We start from the raw sequence: 13,860 nt of genomic DNA, 5'->3' as shown, positions 1-13,860 counted from the left end.
GACTCGCATCGGGATTTTTATATAGTATTTTAAACTATTACTTTTCAGCGATAATTTCGTACGCCAATTCAACGATAACATCTCTGTGTAAACGGATGCTAGCAGAATATTTTCCAGTACGTTTTACGATACCACTAGTGATGAATTTTCTATCAATAGCGTTACCAGATTTTTCTAAAGCTTCAGCAATGTCGATGTTTGTGATAGAACCAAAAAGTTTCTCTCCACCAGCTTTTGCAGTAAGTTTAATTTCAAGAGCTTTTAATGTTTCAGCTAATGCTTTTGCATCAGCAACAACTTTAGCTTCTTTATGTGCTCTTTGTTTTAGGTTTTCAGCTAAAACTTTTTTAGCAGAAGGAGTTGCTAATGAAGCAAAACCTTGAGGAATTAAAAAGTTACGACCGTAACCAGGTTTTACAGATACTACATCATCTTTAAATCCTAAGTTTTGTACGTCTTGTTTTAAAATAAGTTCCATGTTGTTGTCCTTATATTTTAGAAGTTAGGTTCCGTTTGACAGGAAACCAGCGACTAGAGTTTTTAATTATTTTAATAAATCGGCCACGTATGGCATTAAAGCTAAGTGACGAGCTCTTTTTACAGCTACAGAAACTTTTCTTTGGTATTTTAATGAAGTTCCAGTTAAACGACGAGGAAGAATTTTTCCTTGCTCATTAACGAATTTCAATAAGAAATCAGCATCTTTATAATCGATATATTTGATTCCTGATTTTTTGAAACGACAGTACTTTTTAGTTTTGTTAGTTTCAATGTTTAAAGGCGTTAAATATCTGATATCTCCGTCTTTTTTTCCTTTTGCAGATTGCTCTATTGTAGACATAATAATTAAGCTTTAGTAGATTTTAATTTGGCTCTTCTTCTTTCAGCCCATGAAATAGCATGTTTGTCTAAACTTACAGTTAAGAAACGCATAACTCTTTCGTCACGTCTAAATTCAGTTTCAAAAGCAATAAGAACTTCTCCAGATACTTTGAATTCGAATAGGTGGTAAAAACCACTTTTTTTGTTTTGGATTTCGTAAGCCATTTTTTTCAGACCCCAATCCTCTTTCGATACCATTTCAGCTCCTCTACTAGTAAGAAATTCTTCAAATTTCGTTACTGTTTCCTTCACCTGAACCTCAGATAAAACGGGATTTAAAATGAAAACAGTTTCATAATGATTCATAAATACAATATTTATTTGTTAAAATTGGGTGCAAAAGTAAGCATTAAATTTAAATATACAACACTTTTTTACTTTTATTCGTCGTATAACAAAAAATACACGTTCATCTTAGTTTTTTTTACAAAAAAAACATACATTTACTACTGCTATCCTGAATTTATTCTAAATTTTAATGTTATGAAACTAAACTGTGTTGTTGTAGATGATAGTTCTATACAGAGGACAATTATTGCAAAATTAGTTAATAATCACCCAGGTTTGCACTTAATCGGGGACTTTTCTAATGCGATAGAGGCAAAAAGTTGCATCTCTCTAAATAATATCGATTTAATATTTCTTGATATAGAAATGCCTGTTATTAATGGATTTGATTTTCTTGATGGGCTTAAAACTAAACCTCAAATTATATTTATCACTTCTAAAGCCGAATATGCTTTAAAAGCATTTGACTATGACGCCACTGATTACTTGCAAAAACCTATTGCGGTCGATCGCTTTAATGCCTCTGTAAAAAGAGCTATAGATATGCATTTACTAAAAAAAGATGTAAAAGAAGAAGAAGGCGAACACATCTTTATTAAAAGCAATCTAAAAAAACTTAAAATTTTCACAGCCAAAATCAAATGGATTGAAGCTTTTGGAGATTATGTGAGAGTGGTTACTGAAGACGATAGCAACTTAGTTCTTTCGACTATGAAATCTTTTGAAAACGATTTATCAAAAGACAAATTTATTCGTGTACACAAGTCCTACATTATCAACATTGATAAAGTAGAACGCTTTAATAGTAAATTTGCCGAAATTGGTATTACCAAAATTCCACTTAGTCGAAACAAAAAAGAAGATTTAGTAAAAGCATTGTCAACATCGTCGTAACTTAATAGAAGTCGACATTAGTAATAACCTTTATAGCTCTGTACTGAGCAACAGCCTCAAAACTATTCAGCATTTTCTGAATAGTTTTTTTTGTATTTGCTAAATGCAGATTTTGCGGAATTTTAATCAAGATCGTTCTTATATACTCATTCCTAATTCTACTAATAGCAGGTTCCTCTGGTCCCAAAACCGGCATATTCAAATTTTGACTTAAAACTTGATACAACCACATTGAACCCTCTTTTAGTTTTTCAAATTCTCTGTGCTTCAAAGTAAGCTTTATGATTCTAAAATAAGGAGGATATTTATAGATTTGCCTATCATACAATTGCTCCTTATACATACCTATATAATTATGGTTTGTAACTTGCTGAATTGTATTATGATTTGGATTGTAAGTTTGAATCACTACTTTCCCTTGTTTCTCTGACCTTCCTGCTCTTCCTGCTACTTGTGTCATCATTTGAAAACTACGCTCAAAAGCCCTAAAATCTGGATGATGCAACATATTATCGGCATTCATGATACCAACCAAACTAACATTATCAAAATCTAAGCCTTTAGCCAGCATTTGTGTTCCAACTAAAATATCAATTTCTCTGTTTTTAAAAGTATCAATAATTTTTTCGAATCCAAATTTACCACGAGTTGTATCCTGATCCATTCTGCCTGTTTTAGCCTTTGGAAAAAGAGCTAATAATTCTTGTTCTATTTGTTCTGTTCCAAAACCTTTTGTTGTCAAATCTATACTTGAACAACTATGACAATGTGTTGGTTTAGCAATCGAATATCCGCAATAATGACAACGCAATTGATTTTTATGTTTATGAAAAGTCAAACTCACATCGCATTGCTGACAATGCGGTACGTGTCCGCAAGTCATACATTCAATTATTGGCGAATAACCTCTTCTGTTTTGAAACAAAATCACTTGTTCACCTAAAGATAAAGCCTCAGCTATTTCTTCAATTAAAAGATCGCTAAAATGTCCAGTCATTCTTTTTCTAAAATGCTTGTCTTTTAAATCTACCAAAACAACTTCAGGCATTCGAACATTATTATAACGTTCTGAAAGTTCAACCAAACCAAATTTTTCGACCTGGGTATTAAAATAGGTTTCAATACTTGGAGTTGCAGATCCTAAAAGTACTTTCGCATTGTGAAAATTAGCCAAAACTATTGCCGCATCTCTTGCATGATATCTTGGTGCCGGATCTGTTTGCTTAAAAGTCTGTTCATGTTCTTCGTCAACAATCAATAAACCTAAATTATTAAAAGGCAAAAACAAGGCCGACCTCGCCCCTATTACAATTTGTGCTTTATCAGAATTCTCAAGCGTTTGTCTCCAAACCTCAACTCTTTCGTTGTTACTGTATTTTGAATGAAAAACAGCCACTTTATCACCAAAATGAAGTCGCAAACGTGACACCAACTGAGTTGTTAAAGCAATCTCTGGCAACAAATACAAAACCTGTTTTCCGGTAACCAGATATTCCTCGATTAATTTTATATAAATCTCTGTTTTTCCACTAGAGGTAACACCGTGAAGCAAACAAACTTCTTTTTCTAATAAACTTTCTTTAAGTCCCAAAAAAGCTTTTTCCTGAGCATTACTCAACAGCAATTGCTTTTCTGTCGCTTGTCCTGTAAACGATACTCTATCGTGTTGTAAAAGATATTCTTCAAAAATTTCTTTATCAATTAAAGCTTTTACTACAGCCGAAGATGAATTTGAAACCTCAACTAATTTCTTTACAGTAATCGGTTTCTTTTCAGAAGCCATACTTTGAAAATAAGCTAAAACAATTTCTTTTTGTTTATTCGCATTTTTCAATACCTCTAACAATTCTCCTAAACCATTATCAGATTCATATTTGGTATGCAATTTCACATAACGAACCAGTTTTGGCTTGTAACTTTCTTTTATTTCTTCTTCAAGAACAATAATATCTTTTGCAATTAATTTTTGAAGAATTGGAAAAATATTCTTCTTGTTTAATATCGCAATAATCTCCTGAACCTTAAGAGAACTTTGTTGCTGCAAAGCTTCATAAACCAAAAATTCTTCATCAGAAAGCTCATCTTGATTTACCTCGACATCAATTTTATGCGAAATAATCGTTTCACTTTCCAATAGTAATCCACTCGGAAAAGCACCACGATACACATCGCCAATACCACACATATAGTAATTTGCTACCCAAAGCCAATGTCTAATCTGAATTTCGGTAGCAATAGGTTTTTCATCTAATATTTGATGAATTTCTTTGGCATCATACAAACTTGGCGCATTTTCATGAATATCAATAACCAATGCTGTATAAATTTTACTTTTACCAAAAGGCACTGCCACTCGCATTCCTTTTTTAATGAAATGAAATTCGGCTTCAGAAATACGATATGTAAAAGTTTTAGCTAAGGAAAGCGGTAAAACGACTTCGACAAAAAACATGTTTTTTTTCTTTTGAGGATATTATATTACTTCGAAACTTGATTATTTAAACTATCTAATTTAATTGACATCTCATCATAGCAAGATTGAAAAAGAGGTAGTTGCTCTTTTGTTTGTTCTTCAATTGTTTTTTGTAAACTTTTCAAATATTCCTCCTTACTCATCGCAATCATAATATTATCCATCGAACACTCACAATAATCTCTAAGAATCTGAGGATACTTAGTACCGATTAGTCCACTTTCTTTAATACACTTCTCTACTAATATCTCCCTATCTTTAGTTTCCCATATTTTATTACCTTGATCTTTTTTTTCATTTTTATCTAAAACTACTTTACCAACTCCTACTACATAACGATGAGGATTAGGAAATAAAAGATTTGAACACCCTTCAAATATCAATATAAAACCACAAATTTTAATTAGAATTCCGTATTTAGAATAAAAAGTATTACTCTTTTCAATTTGTTCTTCTGTTTTATTTTTCCCCTTATAAAAACCAAATGAAAGCAAAAGAATAGTCATTCCTAAGAAAAGGGACGAAATCCCGAAAACATACGGCAAATAATCAGTCATTTAAATTATTTTTTTTTATTTTAAATTATCTACTCGATTTAATTTCAAGTAAGCAAAAACAACTTCTTTTTTCAAAAAAAACTTCACGATAAAACCCAATCAAAAATTACTTTTTACCTGATGACTTACCAGAAACCGTATTATATTCCTTAACCAATTTCAGCGTATGTTTTAAAGAATTTAGATCTTTATAATTGTCGTGGCCAGTAATAATATATTTAGGACTTTTAAATTTTGATTGTACTTTTTTAATAGATTTCTCCCATTCTTTCACATCAGCATCACCAAGATATCCAAGGTCTTTTGCTTCAGTACTTTTGATAAAGCAACCACCATAAAGTATTTTTTCTTTATTAAACCAGACTACAATATTATCAGGAGCATGACCTTTACCAGGGTAAAAAACTTCAAATTTATATTTTCCAACGGTAAATATAGTATCATTTGGAATTACAAATTTGGCTCTTTTTTCATTATTCTTTTTTAAAATGTCGTCGGTTAATTTTATTGTATACGTTTTAATTCCTTTTTTACCATAAAACTCCAGACCACCTGCCCTGTCTTCATGCGAATGCGTAGCAAAACACATAATAACATTCTTATTATGTTTTGCTTTTATACTGTCTAGCAAAGGCTGAAATTGTGTTTTATCCCAAGGTGCATCAAACAACACAACACCTTTATCTGTAACAAAATACATTGCATTTGCCGAAATCAATGTTCCTTTATAATCATGAAACGTCTTATAAACATAAAAGTCACCCGTAAGATGACTTATTTGTAATGGCGAATTCTTAGATTGTCCAAAACTATTGGATAAAATAGTTAAGAATAAAATTATGAATGCTAATTTTCGCATATTTTAAAAAATTAATTTTTCACTCGAGTCCAGTATTGTGTTCTTCCCATTAAAGAAATTCCAACATAACCACGAAGTTTCAATTTATCTGCAGATTCTAATGAAATATAACATTTGTATTTTTTACCATTTGTAGGATCCAGAATTGTTCCTCCATTATATTCAGAACCATCTTTTTTAAGACCATTCATAATAACCATTCCTAAAATAGGCTTATTTTTATCTGCTCCGTCGCATTTAACACAAACATCTTTTTTATGATCAGCACGAAGAATTTCAACTATTTTACCATAAATCTTTCCAGACTTTTCATAAACCTCAACCACAGATTTTGCTTCACCTGTTTCATCGTCAATTGTTTTCCACTTTCCAACAACACTTTGAGATTGCATTGTACTTAATGCGAAGAAAAAAACACCAATTGTTAAAATCCAATTTTTCATACCTATTTATTTTTTTTTTGTTTTAGTTTTCTGATAGAAGCATTCAGTTCAAATCCCAAAAGCAGTATCATACAGTTTATCCAAATATAAAACATTAGAATTAATAATGTTCCTATCGAACCATAAAGTTCGTTATATTTTGAGAATTTTATAACCCAAATCCCAAAAAAGAACGAAGATATAACAATTAAAATAGTTGTAAAAACAGATCCAATGCTTATAAATGGCACTTTATTATACTGCTTTGTACCATAACGTAATAATATTGAAGATGTTATCAAAATCATTAAAATAACAAACAAGTATCGTCCTAAAATAATGAGCGGAATTCGATCGCTAAGAACATCCTGAATAATTGTTTTTTGAATAAACACCTCAAAAACAACAATTGTTGCAACGGTTACAAACAGAATTATTGTCATTACAAGCGAAATAGCCAATGCTACTAAATACTGGCTAAACCAACCTCGTTTATCAAAAACGTGTTTTGAAGATTCAAACCCGCTTAAAATTCCATTAATACCATTTGCCATCAAAAAAATCGAAAGCAAAAATCCCGACGACAATAATCCCGAATGACTATTATTTAAGATATCGCTAATAATTTTACTAATGGCATCATACGTATTTGGCGGAACACTTTGTTGCACAAAAAGTAGAAAATCATTCTGAAAATTATCTATAGGTATAAAAGGAATTAAGTTTAAAATAAATAAGGCAAAAGGAAACAGAGCCATAAAAAAGCTAAAAGAAACCGCACTTGCATGATATGAAAATGCACCATCAATAATCCCGATGGTATACATTTCCAGCAAATCATATAATGAAAAACCTTCTAACCAAGGCAATTTTATTCTCTTTAAAAATCGGGCAAGTGACCGCACTACAGGAACTTTTTCAATCCGATCTTCTATTTCTTGAGACATATTTTTTTTAGAGTTTAAATTGTTGAATTTAGATTAAAAATCTCCATGAGAACTCATAGTACACAATTCTTTATTATTTTACCAATTAGGAGGAGTATATATCATTCCATCCATTTTTAGCTTTTTATAAATTTTCGGATTGAGATTCTGTCTAAAAACAGATACCTCATTTATTTTTTCTTTTATCATTTCTTCAGAATATCCGAGGCCAAAATCAGTTCTTGGATTTTCATTTAATAAAATTAAGTCCCCTTTATCATCAATAATTCCAAATTCTAATTGGTCTGACCCGGCATTTATATCTGTATACAGCTGCAACTTTATTACGTTTCCTTTAATTTTAAAATAACCTACAATTCCATAATTGACATTATTCACGTCTTCTATCTTTGGCTCTGCTTTAAGACCTTGCATTTTAAATTTTCCATTTGCATAAAATCTTATATACCCATCGTCATTTTTATATTCATCAGTGTTCCTGTAATAATTACTATTAGACAAATAATAAATTACAGTTGTGTCAATTATTTTATTGTCAATTAACTTGGCAGATTTTTTTTGGTAACTAAATCTATAGTTTTTTGGAGGCCGAACAAATCCTTCATTATTCACCAAATAATGAGAACAACTTATAAAAAGAACAATAAAACTTAATCCAAAAAATTTCTTCATTTTTCTGTTCCTTTTAAACAATATTTACCGACCCTAAAATCTCATTAAAAAGCCTTTAAACTCAAATCCATATTATAAACAGAATGCGTTAAAGCTCCAGATGAAACATAATCGACACCACAAAGTCCATACTCACGAAGTGTTTTTTCGCTAATATTTCCTGATGATTCTGTTTGACATTTTTTACCAATTAATGCGACAGCCGTTTTAGTATCTTCGTAATTAAAATTATCAATCAAAATTCTGTAAACACCATCGCTTAAAAGAATTTCGCGAATTTCATCTAAATCTCTAGCTTCTACGATAATCTTTAAATCTAAATTATTTGCTTTTAAATACTCTTTCGTTTTCTTAATCGCAAGCGTAATACCTCCAGCAAAATCAATATGATTATCTTTTAGCATTATCATATCGTACAACGCAAAACGATGATTTTCTCCACCGCCAATTTTCACAGCCCATTTTTCGGCTACCCTAAAATTTGGTGTCGTTTTACGAGTATCTAAAATTTTAGCTCCAGTACCTTCTAAAAGTGCTACATACTGACCCGTTTTTGATGCAATTGCAGACATTCGTTGCATAGTATTCAAGACTACTCTTTCAGACTTTAAAATCGATTGAGAACTACCCGAAACCTCAAAAACAACATCCCCAAACTCAACATGCGTTCCATCTTCTATAAAAGTTCTAACCTTTAAATTTGGGTCAACATATTCAAAAATCATTTTTGCCAACTCAACACCAGCAATAATTCCCTGATCTTTTACCAACAATCTAGCTTGTCCGTGCGCCGTATCAGGAATACAAGCCAATGAGCTGTAATCGCCTGTGCCTACATCTTCTCGAATTGCATTACTAATTAATAAATGTAATTCGGCTTGAAATTGTGCTTCGCTAATCATTTTTCTTCGTTTTTATAAGATGCTAAAGTAGGACATATTTTGTGGATTTGAAAGTTTCAATTCGATTTTAAAAGCCAAAAACATCAAAATATACCATTATATTAGGCAGAAAAGTATTAAAAATTCTAAACAGACAAAAACATATTTTTTAATGATACTTAAAGTTATTTTACTTCTGTAAGCATAATTTTTAAAATAAAATCTATCTCTTAAATTCAAAACATTAAATATCTTTGAAGTTCATTCATATAAAATCATGGGCTTAATCAAGGACATTTACTCTCTTTCTTTTTACGAAAATTTTAGTCAGGCTGTAGCCGAAGTACATCCAACTTTCGATAAACAAAAATTTATCGACACTATTTATGAAGGTGATTTTGCGCAAAAAGAATGGAAAGATCGCATGAAACATACAACCGTTGTGCTTCATCAGTTTATGCCTGAAAATTTTCCCGAAGCAGTTGCTGCAATTGATAAAATCATTAATAATCTTAAGAAAAATAAATTCACAGATGGAAATCTGGCTTTTATTTTCTTTGCTGATTATATCGAAATATACGGCTTAAATGATTTTAAAACTTCGGCAAAAGCCTTTGTATCGATCACTCAATTTATAAGTTGCGAATTTGCCGTTCGACCGTTTATTTTAAAGTATAAAGAAAAAATGATCGATGAAATGGTAAAATGGTCTTTGCATGAAAATCATCATGTCCGAAGATTGTCAAGCGAAGGAAGCCGTTCTAGATTGCCTTGGGCAATGGCAATTCCGTTTCTAAAAAAAGATCCCGCTTCTATCCTGCCTATTTTAGAGAATCTAAAAAACGATCCCTCAGAATATGTGCGTAGAAGCGTTGCCAATAGTTTAAATGATATAGCAAAAGACAATCCTGAGACTGTACTTGAAATAGCTAATTTATGGAAAGGTCTCAGCAAAGAAACAGACGGAATTATAAAACACGGCTCTCGTACTTTATTAAAACAAGGTCATCCTAAAATTCTGAATCATTACGGTTTAGAAAGCACCAATATCGAACTTTCGTCATTTGAAATTAAAACACCAATTGTAAAAATTGGAGATTATTTACAGTTTCATTTTCACTTAAATAATAAGAATGAAGAAGCTAAAACCGTTCGGTTAGAATATGCTGTTCATTACAAAAAAGCAAAAGGACATTTGGCTAAAAAAGTGTTCAAAATCAGTGAGAAAATCTATCTCCCTAATCAATTAATAAAAGTTGACAGAAATCAGTCTTTTAAAATCATAACAACTCGTGTTTTTCATACCGGAATACATCAATTGTCGATTATTATTAATGGAACAGAAAGTGAAGTTTTAGAATTTGAATTGATTGATTAAATATTAATTTGCTTCACCAGTTCGCGATCACCCAAGTTTAGTAATTGCTACTGTCAGACTGAGCGAAGTCGAAGTCCCACAAAGTGATTTAGCATGCGCGACTTCGACTTCGCTCAGTCTGACAAACAGGACTACAAAAAAGAAGCGTTTGAATTACTTCAACATTTTCCTTACTTTTATAAATAATACAAAATAACAAGTTTCTTAATCTAAATTAAGTTACAGACAAGCACGACTACTGTAATTTTGTTTTCAAATCAAATAAACCATGTCAAATATCAGTTTAATTATCGAAGAACGTGCTGCCAATATTGGCAATTTTATGGTAGGGCGCTTATTGCCTTTCCGCGAAAAAAGAGCCGTTGGACCATTTGTATTTATCGATCATATGGGGCCTGCACATTTAAGTGACCATGAAAATATGGATGTTCCTCCACATCCGCATATCGGACTTTCGACTTTAACTTTTTTGTTCGAAGGAAGCATTATGCACCGTGATAGTCTAGGAACAGAATTGGAAATAAAACCCGGAGCAGTAAACTGGATGACCGCAGGAAAAGGAATCGTTCACTCCGAAAGAACTCCTGAATATTTAAGACATTCTGACAAAATGCTTCACGGTTTGCAAATTTGGGTCGCATTACCAAAAGAACTGGAACAAATGGATCCTAATTTTACTCATGTCGAAGCCGATGATATTCCGGCTTGGGAAGAATATGGAGTTTCATACAAATTAATTGCAGGTGAAGCTTTTGGTAAAAAATCTCCGGTTCCGGTTTATAGTCCGCTTTATTTTATAGAAATTAAAAGTACCGAAGCCAAAAAAATCAATATCGGTAAAGATTTATTCGGCGAAAGCGGTTTGTATATTTTAGAGGGAAGCATTAAAAGCGGTGAACATGTATACGATCCAAAACAGATTCTAATTACAAACGACAGCACTTTATGCGAATTTGAAATTTCAGAAAACAGTACCGTTTACATTTTTGGAGGAACGCCATTTCCCGAAGAACATTTTATCTTTTGGAATTTCGTTTCATCAGATAAAAACTTAATCGAAAAAGCAAAAAAAGACTGGACAGAACAAACTTTCCCAAAAGTTCCAGGCGAAACAGAATTTGTTCCATTACCTGAACCAAGAATCAAATAAATTATGGATACAGTAAAAGCAACAATCGATACAAGAAAATATCGTACTGAAATAACATCAAAAAGCGGCAACATTCTCATTGCGGATGAACCTCAGGAAATTGGCGGAAAAAATTTAGGTTTTAGTCCGTTTGAGCTTTTGGCTTCTTCTCTTGCTTCCTGCACACTTATTACATTACGAATGTATATTGACCGCAAAGCATGGGATGTTTCTGAACTTAGTATTTGGGTAGATTTCGAAAAAAATGAAGAACATACCGTTTCGTTATTTTCAACAAAAATTCTGATTACAGGAAATGTAGACGATTCTCAAAAACAACGCATTTTGAAAATCGCTAATAGTTGCCCCGTTCATAAAACACTTGTAAAAACAATTAAAATAGAAACTTCTTTAGTATAAATAATTATGGAAATCCAACAAACAAACGATACAAAAAGAGGCAATTTTGAAGCTATCGAAGATGGCAAAGAAGCCGGAAAAATGACTTACACTTGGGCTGGAGATTCAAAATTTATTATTGATCACACCGAAGTTAGTCCTGACTTTAACGGAAAAGGCGTAGGTAAAAAACTGCTTATGGCAGCTGTCGAATATGCAAGAACAAATGATTTAAAAATTATTCCGCTTTGCCCTTTTGCAAAAAGTGTTTTTGATAAAACACCGGATATTCGTGATGTACTTTTTTCTTAAGGTTCAAAGTTGCAAAGGAACAAAGGTTCAGAGGTTTTATATTGAAGACGCATTTTGTGCGTCTTTTGTATTTTTATAATATTCATGCTGTAAAACTTTGCCACTTTGTTTCTTCAAAAACAAAATTTTCAAATCTCCTCTAAAACTCTTACATTTGCATGTAATTTAAACTTAGAGTATGACGAGGATAATTACACTTTTCTGTTTTTTTATAGCACAATTTGGCTTTTCTCAACAAGCTGGAAACTATTTAGAAAAAATCAGAAATAACGAAGCTCTCTTAACAGCTTTCTTTCAACAAATGCCTAAAGGCGGGGATTTACACCATCATTTTTCAGGATCAATTTATGCAGAACCTCTTTTAGAAAGAGCTATTGCCGAAGATTTTTATTTGAATATAGAAACGATGGAAGTTTCTAAAACCAAACCCGCAAAAGGAAACTGGCAAACCTTTTCTTCTATTAAAAATAACGGAAAACTAGATTATTACGAACAGCAAATCATGCAAACATGGTCAGCTAAGGATTATAATGGAGTTTCAGTTCCGTCAGACGATTTGTTTTTTGATTCATTTATGAAATTTGAACCAACTATTGCTGGTCATTTTGCCGAAGGAATGCTCGAATTAAAAAAACGTGCCATTGCCGAAAATGTAAGCTATATCGAAACTCAATTATCAACAATTCCGTGCGACATGAACGTTTCTGACTTAACTGATTTTAGTACAAAGTTACGTCAAGCAGCATCTCAAAAAGACGAAAAAGCTGTTCTGAAACTCTTAGACGAATTGTATAAATCTCTTCAACAAAAAGATGCTAAAAAATACGCCATCGATTTCAATAATAATTTCTTAGCGAAACTACATAAAGACCTTAAAATTGATGACGAACGTTTTACTATGCGTTATCAAAATTTTGTGCTTCGTTTTATGGAACCAGTTGATTTATTTAAAAATCTAGTAATCGCTTTTATTTCGTCAAGCGAAAGTAAACTGACCGCGGGTGTAAACATTGTTTCTCCAGAACACGGTCAAAACTCAATGAAGGATTATTGGTTGCACATGGTAATGTTTAAATATTGTCACTCTAAATTTCCGGATGTAAAATATACGCTTCACGCAGGCGAATTAACCTTAGGATTGGTTCAGCCAGAAGATTTAACCTGGCATATCAATGATGCAATTTATATTGCCGGAGCAAACAGAATTGGTCACGGAGTTGATATTGCTTACGAAGCAAATTCATACGATTTATTGAAATATATGTCTAAAAACAATATTCCAATCGAGATCAATTTAACCAGCAACGAATTTATTCTGAAAGTAAAAGAAAACAGACATCCGTTTACACTTTACAAAGAATTTAATGTTCCTATAGTAATTAGCACTGACGATGCCGGAATTTTAAGAACAAACATGACAGAGCAATATGTTTTACTTGCCAAAAGATATCCTGATGTTACCTACTCAACGATAAAACAATATGTTTACAACAGTATTAATTTCAGTTTTATTCAGGATGCATCGGTAAAGAAACAATTGCTCAAAGATTTGGATGCAAAATTTAAAACTTTTGAAGACAAATTCAAAAACTAAACGAAACCCGACAGGTTTTTAAAACCTGTCGGGTTTGTTAAACGTTATAATTATGATTTTAGAAGCCGCTTTTCTTTATGTAAAACCAAATTTAGCAACTCAATTCGAGGCTGATTTTGCAAATGCAAGTCAATACATCGCATCGATTGATGGATATTTAGGTCATCGTTTAG

The 13,860-nt window shown here is 31.9% G+C and carries 16 protein-coding genes; 6 read left to right on the top strand and 10 right to left on the bottom strand.

Features of this window, described 5'->3' with window-relative positions; translation table 11 throughout:
- Positions 1-37: 37 nt before the first annotated feature.
- The 3 genes from rplI to rpsF form a co-directional block, all read right to left on the bottom strand.
- On the bottom strand, positions 38-478 hold the full coding sequence (gene rplI / locus IW18_RS14925) for a 50S ribosomal protein L9 (RefSeq protein ID WP_041518693.1): 441 nt from the start codon (positions 476-478) through the stop codon (positions 38-40).
- Positions 479-544: 66 nt separating this feature from the next.
- Positions 545-841: a 30S ribosomal protein S18 gene (gene rpsR / locus IW18_RS14920; protein ID WP_002987043.1), complete on the bottom strand. Its 297-nt coding sequence runs from the start codon at positions 839-841 to the stop codon at positions 545-547.
- Positions 842-846: 5 nt separating this feature from the next.
- Complete coding sequence (gene rpsF, locus IW18_RS14915; protein ID WP_041518692.1) at positions 847-1,188, bottom strand: 30S ribosomal protein S6; 342 nt, start codon at positions 1,186-1,188, stop codon at positions 847-849.
- Between the two features lie 177 nt (positions 1,189-1,365).
- On the opposite strand from rpsF, the gene IW18_RS14910 reads away from it, so the two are divergent.
- On the top strand, positions 1,366-2,064 hold the full coding sequence (locus IW18_RS14910; RefSeq protein ID WP_041518796.1) for a LytR/AlgR family response regulator transcription factor: 699 nt from the start codon (positions 1,366-1,368) through the stop codon (positions 2,062-2,064).
- 1 nt (position 2,065) lies between these two features.
- Here IW18_RS14910 and priA read toward each other — a convergent pair whose 3' ends face one another.
- From priA to nadC, 7 genes are all read right to left on the bottom strand, one after another.
- Entirely contained in the window at positions 2,066-4,516 is a 2,451-nt protein-coding gene (gene priA / locus IW18_RS14905; protein ID WP_041518691.1) for a replication restart helicase PriA, read from the bottom strand.
- A gap of 26 nt (positions 4,517-4,542) precedes the next feature.
- Positions 4,543-5,094, bottom strand: a complete 552-nt coding sequence (locus IW18_RS14900; RefSeq protein ID WP_123902509.1) for a hypothetical protein — start codon at positions 5,092-5,094, stop codon at positions 4,543-4,545.
- Between the two features lie 106 nt (positions 5,095-5,200).
- Complete coding sequence (gene bla-B1-FLAV / locus IW18_RS14895) at positions 5,201-5,953, bottom strand: subclass B1 metallo-beta-lactamase (RefSeq protein WP_041518689.1); 753 nt, start codon at positions 5,951-5,953, stop codon at positions 5,201-5,203.
- Positions 5,954-5,964: 11 nt separating this feature from the next.
- Positions 5,965-6,396, bottom strand: a complete 432-nt coding sequence (locus tag IW18_RS14890) for a DUF2147 domain-containing protein (RefSeq protein ID WP_041518688.1) — start codon at positions 6,394-6,396, stop codon at positions 5,965-5,967.
- A 2-nt stretch (positions 6,397-6,398) separates the two neighbouring features.
- Positions 6,399-7,322: a YihY/virulence factor BrkB family protein gene (locus IW18_RS14885; RefSeq protein ID WP_041518687.1), complete on the bottom strand. Its 924-nt coding sequence runs from the start codon at positions 7,320-7,322 to the stop codon at positions 6,399-6,401.
- A gap of 78 nt (positions 7,323-7,400) precedes the next feature.
- Positions 7,401-7,994 (bottom strand): hypothetical protein, encoded by a 594-nt coding sequence (locus tag IW18_RS14880; RefSeq protein ID WP_041518686.1) that lies wholly within the window; start codon positions 7,992-7,994, stop codon positions 7,401-7,403.
- A gap of 44 nt (positions 7,995-8,038) precedes the next feature.
- Complete coding sequence (gene nadC, locus IW18_RS14875) at positions 8,039-8,896, bottom strand: carboxylating nicotinate-nucleotide diphosphorylase (RefSeq protein ID WP_041518685.1); 858 nt, start codon at positions 8,894-8,896, stop codon at positions 8,039-8,041.
- Between the two features lie 256 nt (positions 8,897-9,152).
- On the opposite strand from nadC, the gene IW18_RS14870 reads away from it, so the two are divergent.
- The 5 genes from IW18_RS14870 (at position 9,153) to IW18_RS14850 (ending at position 13,687) form a co-directional block, all read left to right on the top strand.
- Complete coding sequence (locus IW18_RS14870) at positions 9,153-10,253, top strand: DNA alkylation repair protein (protein WP_041518684.1); 1,101 nt, start codon at positions 9,153-9,155, stop codon at positions 10,251-10,253.
- A gap of 268 nt (positions 10,254-10,521) precedes the next feature.
- Positions 10,522-11,403 carry a pirin family protein gene (locus IW18_RS14865; RefSeq protein ID WP_041518683.1) on the top strand — a complete coding sequence of 294 codons (882 nt, stop codon included), beginning with the start codon at positions 10,522-10,524 and terminating at the stop codon, positions 11,401-11,403.
- A 3-nt stretch (positions 11,404-11,406) separates the two neighbouring features.
- Positions 11,407-11,802, top strand: coding sequence for an OsmC family protein (locus tag IW18_RS14860; RefSeq protein WP_041518682.1), 396 nt, complete (start codon positions 11,407-11,409; stop codon positions 11,800-11,802).
- 6 nt (positions 11,803-11,808) lie between these two features.
- Positions 11,809-12,093 carry a GNAT family N-acetyltransferase gene (locus IW18_RS14855; RefSeq protein WP_041518681.1) on the top strand — a complete coding sequence of 95 codons (285 nt, stop codon included), beginning with the start codon at positions 11,809-11,811 and terminating at the stop codon, positions 12,091-12,093.
- Between the two features lie 178 nt (positions 12,094-12,271).
- On the top strand, positions 12,272-13,687 hold the full coding sequence (locus IW18_RS14850; protein ID WP_041518680.1) for an amidohydrolase family protein: 1,416 nt from the start codon (positions 12,272-12,274) through the stop codon (positions 13,685-13,687).
- The last annotated feature ends 173 nt before the right edge of the window (positions 13,688-13,860 follow it).

The organism is Flavobacterium hibernum (genome assembly GCF_000832125.1).
In the GTDB taxonomy this organism is placed as follows: Bacteria; Bacteroidota; Bacteroidia; order Flavobacteriales; family Flavobacteriaceae; genus Flavobacterium; species Flavobacterium hibernum.
The sequence above is the reverse complement of the archived record's forward strand: the minus strand, read 5'-3'. Positions and strand labels throughout refer to the sequence as shown.

Coding starts and splice junctions, on each gene's coding strand:
- rplI (WP_041518693.1), bottom strand. CDS start 478: ATGGAACTTATTTTAAAACAAGACGTACAAAACTTAGGATTTAAAGAT.
- rpsR (WP_002987043.1), bottom strand. CDS start 841: ATGTCTACAATAGAGCAATCTGCAAAAGGAAAAAAAGACGGAGATATC.
- rpsF (WP_041518692.1), bottom strand. CDS start 1,188: ATGAATCATTATGAAACTGTTTTCATTTTAAATCCCGTTTTATCTGAG.
- IW18_RS14910 (WP_041518796.1), top strand. CDS start 1,366: ATGAAACTAAACTGTGTTGTTGTAGATGATAGTTCTATACAGAGGACA.
- priA (WP_041518691.1), bottom strand. CDS start 4,516: ATGTTTTTTGTCGAAGTCGTTTTACCGCTTTCCTTAGCTAAAACTTTT.
- IW18_RS14900 (WP_123902509.1), bottom strand. CDS start 5,094: ATGACTGATTATTTGCCGTATGTTTTCGGGATTTCGTCCCTTTTCTTA.
- bla-B1-FLAV (WP_041518689.1), bottom strand. CDS start 5,953: ATGCGAAAATTAGCATTCATAATTTTATTCTTAACTATTTTATCCAAT.
- IW18_RS14890 (WP_041518688.1), bottom strand. CDS start 6,396: ATGAAAAATTGGATTTTAACAATTGGTGTTTTTTTCTTCGCATTAAGT.
- IW18_RS14885 (WP_041518687.1), bottom strand. CDS start 7,322: ATGTCTCAAGAAATAGAAGATCGGATTGAAAAAGTTCCTGTAGTGCGG.
- IW18_RS14880 (WP_041518686.1), bottom strand. CDS start 7,994: ATGAAGAAATTTTTTGGATTAAGTTTTATTGTTCTTTTTATAAGTTGT.
- nadC (WP_041518685.1), bottom strand. CDS start 8,896: ATGATTAGCGAAGCACAATTTCAAGCCGAATTACATTTATTAATTAGT.
- IW18_RS14870 (WP_041518684.1), top strand. CDS start 9,153: ATGGGCTTAATCAAGGACATTTACTCTCTTTCTTTTTACGAAAATTTT.
- IW18_RS14865 (WP_041518683.1), top strand. CDS start 10,522: ATGTCAAATATCAGTTTAATTATCGAAGAACGTGCTGCCAATATTGGC.
- IW18_RS14860 (WP_041518682.1), top strand. CDS start 11,407: ATGGATACAGTAAAAGCAACAATCGATACAAGAAAATATCGTACTGAA.
- IW18_RS14855 (WP_041518681.1), top strand. CDS start 11,809: ATGGAAATCCAACAAACAAACGATACAAAAAGAGGCAATTTTGAAGCT.
- IW18_RS14850 (WP_041518680.1), top strand. CDS start 12,272: ATGACGAGGATAATTACACTTTTCTGTTTTTTTATAGCACAATTTGGC.